The organism is Paenibacillus solisilvae, from assembly GCF_042656405.1.
Lineage (GTDB): Bacteria > Bacillota > Bacilli > Paenibacillales > Paenibacillaceae > Paenibacillus_Z > Paenibacillus_Z solisilvae.
Genome location: NZ_JBHSOW010000051.1, coordinates 1 through 561, shown reverse-complemented (window position 1 = coordinate 561; position 561 = coordinate 1). Strand labels below are relative to the sequence as shown.

The following is a 561-nucleotide window of genomic DNA, read 5'->3' as shown; positions in this document are numbered from 1 at the left end:
CTGCCTTAGCTTCTTCGACAGCAGTTCGTTCTCCCACACTACGTTTCGCATGTGCGATGAGCTGAGCGACCATATCCTTGCCTGGCTGTTGTTTGAGGTTCTTGATCTCTTCCTCGATATCTTCTTTCACCAGTCTGGAATTATTCCATTCGACTTTCTCCAGCGTCGTGGAAAAAACGATTTTGGCTGTCTTTTCGATCCACTCGGCATGATTCCGTTCATGCTGCGAAGCTGATGGGTTCGAAGGCACAGATGGGCCAGTAACTGTGCATCATCTGATAAGTCCCACGTCCCCAAATGACAGTGTCGGCAGTACTCAGAATTTCTTTCGCGTGTTTCTCCAAATCAGCATCGTAGGAAACCCAGCCAATGTCCATTTCACCGTTCGGCCCTTCTACAAAACCGTCAAGCGATGCGTGCAGAAATAGAACGAGTTTTCTCATTTTCAGTTCTCCTTTATTCATGAGGGATATCTACTACATTTTAGGACATCTCAGCTTGGGTTGTTTCTTATGGATTGCTAATTCCAAATGAAATATTCTACTAATCCACAAAAAAAAC

General features: G+C 44.9%; 1 pseudogene. It reads right to left on the bottom strand.

The window, feature by feature from the left end:
• Nucleotides 1–67: 67 nt before the first annotated feature.
• Nucleotides 68–443 (bottom strand): annotated as a pseudogene (locus ACFPYJ_RS14935) (dihydrofolate reductase family protein); the annotation flags it as partial.
• Nucleotides 444–561 lie beyond the last annotated feature (118 nt).